Annotated in this window: 6 protein-coding genes; 2 read left to right on the top strand and 4 right to left on the bottom strand. The window is 71.8% G+C overall.

The window, feature by feature from the left end:
- A partial coding sequence (locus tag NQ160_RS18450) for an ACT domain-containing protein (protein WP_257516581.1) occupies positions 1-421 on the top strand: 421 nt, incomplete at its 5' end.
- On the opposite strand, the gene NQ160_RS18445 is transcribed toward NQ160_RS18450, so the two are convergent.
- The 3 genes from NQ160_RS18445 to NQ160_RS18435 form a co-directional block, all read right to left on the bottom strand.
- Positions 391-987, bottom strand: a complete 597-nt coding sequence (locus NQ160_RS18445; RefSeq protein WP_257516580.1) for a type IV toxin-antitoxin system AbiEi family antitoxin — start codon at positions 985-987, stop codon at positions 391-393. The two genes, NQ160_RS18450 and NQ160_RS18445, sit on opposite strands and share 31 nt — an antisense overlap.
- A gap of 91 nt (positions 988-1,078) precedes the next feature.
- Entirely contained in the window at positions 1,079-2,833 is a 1,755-nt protein-coding gene (locus NQ160_RS18440) for a DUF349 domain-containing protein (RefSeq protein ID WP_308211496.1), read from the bottom strand.
- A 75-nt stretch (positions 2,834-2,908) separates the two neighbouring features.
- A complete protein-coding gene (locus NQ160_RS18435) occupies positions 2,909-3,214 on the bottom strand; it encodes a dioxygenase (protein ID WP_257516260.1) in 306 nt (101 codons plus the stop codon).
- A 115-nt stretch (positions 3,215-3,329) separates the two neighbouring features.
- Between NQ160_RS18435 and NQ160_RS18430 the strand changes: the two genes are divergently transcribed.
- Positions 3,330-4,649 carry a replication-associated recombination protein A gene (locus tag NQ160_RS18430; protein WP_257516579.1) on the top strand — a complete coding sequence of 440 codons (1,320 nt, stop codon included), beginning with the start codon at positions 3,330-3,332 and terminating at the stop codon, positions 4,647-4,649.
- Between the two features lie 35 nt (positions 4,650-4,684).
- Here the strand turns inward: NQ160_RS18430 and NQ160_RS18425 are convergent, their stop codons facing one another.
- Positions 4,685-4,828 carry a hypothetical protein gene (locus NQ160_RS18425; protein WP_257516578.1) on the bottom strand — a complete coding sequence of 48 codons (144 nt, stop codon included), beginning with the start codon at positions 4,826-4,828 and terminating at the stop codon, positions 4,685-4,687.
- Positions 4,829-4,961: the final 133 nt, after the last annotated feature.

Genomic DNA, 4,961 nt, shown 5'->3' with positions numbered 1-4,961 from the left:
CGACATCCTCGTCAAGCTCGCCAAGTGCTGCACGCCGGTCCCCGGCGACCAGATCGTGGGCTTCGTCACCCGCGGCAGCGGCGTCTCGGTTCACCGGGCGGACTGCACCAACGTGCAGTCCCTCATGACCGACCCTGAGCGCATCATCGAGGTGGAGTGGGCTCCGACGAGCAAGAGCATCTTCCTGGTGCACATCCAGGTCGAGGCGCTCGACCGCTCCGGCCTGCTCAGCGACGTCACCCGCGTGCTGAGCGAGAACCACGTGAACATCCTGTCCGCGAGCGTGTCGACGACGAACGACCGGCTTGCGATCAGCCGCTTCGTGTTCGAGATGGGCGACACCGTGCACCTGGACCGCGTGCTCAACGCGGTACGGCGCATCGACGCGGTCTACGACGTGTACCGGGTCACCTCGTCCTGACCGGCTGTGCCCGGCGGTGGCCGGGCGCTCGGCACGGCGTACGCCCGCAGGAACGCCGCTGCCGCCCGTTTGTCGGGAACCGGTCCCGCCGCCGCCAGCCACGCCAGCGCCTCGTCCCTCAGGTGCGGAGCGATCGTCATCATGCGCACGGCGACGTCGCGGTGGGCGGCGTCGCGTGACCGGGCGAGGTCGGCGAGGGTGCGCCTGGGGGAGGTGACGGCGACGCCGCCGATCACGTCGGCGTCGGCGGCATCCAGCCGGACATCGCTGTAGCGCACCCGGGCGTCGAGCGACGGGCTCAGGCGGCGGGCCACGACGCGCTGCACGGCGTGCCGGGCGGGAGGCGTGTCGAGGACGCCGTGTACCCACGCGGCACTCAGGTGTGTCGCAGCGAGCGTCTGCCCCACCAAGGGCGCGAGAGAGGCAGCCCGCAGCTCCCTCGTCTCGACGGCATCCGCGGGCATGTATCCCTCGCCGACCTCCACCAGGTCACCGTCCAGACGCGCAGCCGCGAGCTCGGCGCCCGACAGGCGACCGCCGGCGAAGTAGAGGAAGGGTGACGGCATGCGCTCATGGTCGCCCATCCCTGCGCGCCGTGTGAGCACGAAAGCCCCGGCTGTGGACAGTCGGGGCCTTCGATGTGCAGTGCAGAGCGGGTCAGCCGCCCAGGGCGGAAAGCCATGCCTTGCGGGCAGCCAGGGCCTCGTTCGCGGCGGCCTCAGCGCGGCTGTCGCCCGCGGCGCGCGCCGCCTCGAGCTCGGACTCGAGCTTCTCGATCGCGTCGTTGAGCTGGCGCGTCATGTCGTTCGCGCGCGCCTTGGTCTCGGGGTTGTTGCGCTTCCAGTCGGTCTGCTCGCGCGTGGAGAGGGCCTGCTCGATCTTGCGCAGGTCGTCGTCCAGCGAACGCTCGACGTCGCGGGGGAAGATGCGACCGAGCTCGTCCCAGCGGCGCTGGATGCCGGTGAGCAGCTGGCGCGCCTTGGCGATGTCCTTCTCGTCGGGGACGGCGGCGGCCTCGACCAGCAGGGCGCGGCGGGCCTCGATCTTCTCCTTGGAGGCCTCGGCGTCGGCATTCTCACGCTCGGCGCGGGCACCGTAGAGCGCGTCGCCGGCGGCCTTGAAGCGGGCCCAGAGCGCGTCGTCGACCTTCTTGCCGGCCCGACCGGAGCTCTTCCACTCGTCGAGCAGATCGCGGTACGCGGCGATGCCGTCCTCACCGCGCGGCGCGAGTGCCTCGGCACGCTCGACGAGGCGCGTCTTACGGTCGCGGGCGGCCTTGTGGGTCTCGTCCAGCTCGGCGTAGAACTCGCGGCGATGCTTGTCGACCGTGCCGCGTGCATCGCGGAACCGCTTCCACAGCTGCTGCGCCGTCGACTTCGGCAGACGGGGACCGTTCTGCTGGTGGGCCTGCCACTGATCGAAGAGCGACGTCATGTCGCTCGTGGCCTGCTTCCACTGCACCGACTTGGGGTCGCGCGCCGCGAGCGCCTCGGCCTGCTCGACGAGCGAGGTACGGTGGGCGATCGCCTGCTCGACGGCTTCGCGGGCGGCGGCGACCTCGGACTCCGACGCCGTCGCGAGCTCGGCGTCCAGCGCCTCCACTCGGGCGCTGAGCGAAGCGAGATCGCCGACGGCCATGGCGCCGTTGACCTTGTCGCGAACGAGGGCGACGGCCGAGCGCAGGTCAGCTGCGCTGGCACCGCCGCGGCGGTGGCGCACCTCGAGGAGAGTCACCTCGCTGACGAGATCGGTGTACTTGCGCTCGAAGTAGGCGAGCGCCTCGGCCGGCGTGCCGTCCGGGTACTGGCCGACGGCGCGCCAGTCGTCGCCTTCGCGGACGAAGACGGTGCCGTCGTCGTCGACGCGACCCCACGACGCCGACGGCGCGGCCGGCGGGAGCACGGGCTTCACGGCGGCCTGCGGGGCGCGCGGCATCGGCGGGCGCGGGCCGGGTGCGGGCGCGGGGGCAGGGGCGGCCACGGGTGCGGCGGGCTCAGCGGACTCGGTCGAGACAGCGGGCTGCGCGGGAGTCTCAGCGGGCTGCTCGGTCGACTCGGCGGCCGCGGGAGTCTCAGCGGGCTGCTCGGTCGACTCGGCGGGCTCGGGAGTCTCGGCGGGCTGCTCGGTCGACTCGGCGGGCTCAGGAGTCTCAGCGGGCTGGTCAGCCGGCTCGGTGGACTCGGTCGACTCGGCGGGCTCAGGAGTCTCAGCGGGCTGGTCAGCCGGCTCGGTGGACTCGGTCGACTCGACCGGTGCGGTGGGTTCCTCGAGGGAGTCACCGGCATCCGTCGTCGTCTCTGCCGCGCCGGTGTCGGGTGCGTCGTTGGGCTGGGTCACGGCGTCCACCTCGTCGCCCGTAGCGGGCGTATCGGTCTCGGGCATGTCGGGAGTGGGCTCTGCTGCGGCGTTCACGGAATATTCCTCGTCGCGGCTTGCGCCGCCTTCGCTGGTGGTCGGCTCACAGCCTAGTACGGCAGGGGGCCCGGGTCAGGGGGTGGTGGTCGGTGTGGGGGTCGGGTCCGTCGTGGCATCCGGCTCGGGAAGCGGAAGATCGGGTGCCGGCGTGGTCTGCGTGGGGGTGGGGGTGGGCTCCGGCACGCCGGGTCCAGTCGTGTAGTAGAGCACCTGTCCGCCGATGATGGCCAGCAGCAGCGCGCTTCCGGCGATCCCCGCGATGAGGTTGTCGCGGCGACGACGCTGCTTCAGCCCGCGCTGGTAATCCAGGCGCGCCTGGTAGACCCGCGCACGCTCTCGTGCGACGCGATCGTCACGGCCCTTCGCCCCAGGTGCCACGGAACCTCCCTCGATCCCGGGTGCCCGGGTTGATGCCGAGCCTACGCGGCCGCGAAAGCGGGTCGCAAAACGCCGCCGCCGCGCCGGCGTCGGTGGCCGCGGCTAGCCTGGAAGGGTGACAACCCCCGCGGCGCTCTTTCAGGGCCAGACGCCCCTGCCCGTGCGCATGCGGCCGGTCTCGCTCGACGAGGTCGCCGGGCAGCGCCATCTGCTGCGTCCCGGTTCGCCGCTGGTCGCGCTCGCCTCGACCGAGACACGTGGAGCCGCCGCCACCTCGGTGATCCTGTGGGGACCGCCCGGCACCGGCAAGACGACGCTCGCGCAGGCTGTCGCGCGCTCGTCGGGCCGTCGCTTCGTGGAGTTGTCGGCGGTGACGGCCGGCGTCAAAGACGTGCGCGAGGTGATGCAAGAGGCGCTGACCCAACGCGACATGTACGGGCAGTCCACGATCCTCTTCCTCGACGAGATCCACCGATTCACCAAGGCGCAGCAGGACGCGCTGCTGCCGGGCGTGGAGAACGGCTGGGTCGTGCTCATCGCCGCCACCACCGAGAACCCGTCGTTCTCGGTCATCTCGCCCCTGCTGTCGCGTTCGCTGCTGCTGACGCTGCAGCCGCTCACCGACGAGGACCTCGGCATGCTGGTCGATCGCGCGGTCAGCGACCCCCGGGGGCTCGCGGGAGCCGTGGCCCTCGATGACGATGCCCGGGCCGCGATCATCCGCCTCGCCTCGGGCGACGCCCGCCGCGCTCTCACCGCACTCGAGGCTGCGGCATCCATGGCCGACCCCGAGGCCGAGACGCCGGTGATCACCGCCGACCTCGTCGCGCAGGCCGTCGACCGGGCGCTGCTGCGCTACGACCGGCAGGGCGACGAGCACTACGACGTGATCAGCGCGTTCATCAAGTCGATCCGCGGCTCCGACGTGGATGCCGCCATGCACTACCTGGCCCGCATGATCGAAGCGGGGGAGGACCCGCGCTTCATCGCCCGGCGCCTGGTGATCTCGGCATCCGAGGACATCGGGCTGGCCGACCCGCAGGCCCTGACGATCGCGGTCGCCGCGGCCGACGCGGTCGCCTTCATCGGCATGCCGGAGGGCCGCATCCCGCTGGCCGAAGCGACGGCGTACCTCGCCACGACGGCCAAATCCAACGCCGCGTACAACGCCATCAACGCCGCGATCGCCGATGTGCGCGCCGGCGGCTTCGGGCGCGTGCCCGTGCACCTGCGCGACGCCCACTACCCGGGGGCCAAGCGTCTGGGCCACGGCAAGGGCTACGTGTACCCGCACGACCTCGACGTGGGCGTGGCTACGCAGCAGTACTTGCCCGACGAGCTGCGCGGCCGCCGCTACTACGAGCCCACCGCCCGGGGTGTCGAGCGCGACATCGGCGCGCGCGTGGAGAAGATCCGCAAGATCCTCGGCGACTGACCGCCCCGCGTCGGTGGGCTGGTTGGAGTGGCAGTTTATGCGGCCTCAGCTCCGTGGGCGCGGCTCGTGCGGTGGTGGTCGCCCTCCACCTCGACGACCGAGCCGGCCGGCGCGCCATCGGTGGAGAAGCGGGCCGATTCCACGCCCGTGCAGGAGGCGCCGACCCTCAGAAGGCTCACACCCCTCGTCTGGTACTCTTGATCGGCTCGAAACCCAGTTTTCGGGCATCCCCTCTTCTCTTTCACCACCTACCGGCATGCCCCGGCGTGCAGTCCGGACAGGGCGAGGAGAGGCGATACGTCCGTGAGCCGC

The sequence above is a fragment of the Microbacterium sp. zg.Y909 genome (genome assembly GCF_024626565.1).
Note: the sequence above shows the minus strand (reverse complement) of the source record. Positions and strands in the feature narration are given on the sequence as shown.